This window comes from Bradyrhizobium sp. Kon69, from assembly GCF_055807515.1.
On sequence record NZ_JBVVOS010000572.1, the window covers coordinates 1 to 237 of the forward strand.

At 61.2% G+C, this 237-nt stretch carries 1 protein-coding gene; it reads right to left on the minus strand.

The genetic code is table 11. The annotated features are described in order from the left end of the window. Nucleotides 1-237 (minus strand): isochorismatase family protein (locus AC0L3U_RS40190; RefSeq protein ID WP_473365240.1); only part of this gene is annotated, 237 nt, incomplete at both ends.

The following is a 237-nucleotide window of genomic DNA, read 5'->3' on the forward strand; positions in this document are numbered from 1 at the left end:
GTCCATGCAGGTATGGGCGTCCTCCGGCAACACCACCGAGAAGCCCAGTTCTACCGCGACTCTGCTGGTGGTGTCGACGCAGAACTGGGTCTTCATGCCCACAATTACCAGTTCATCGACCTGCGCCTGTGCCAGCTGTTGCGCCAGGTCGGTGCCCAGGAAACAGCTGGGGCGGGTCTTGTTGAACAGGTGATCGCGGGATTGGTCGACATCCAGGCCTTCCCACAGCTGCCACAG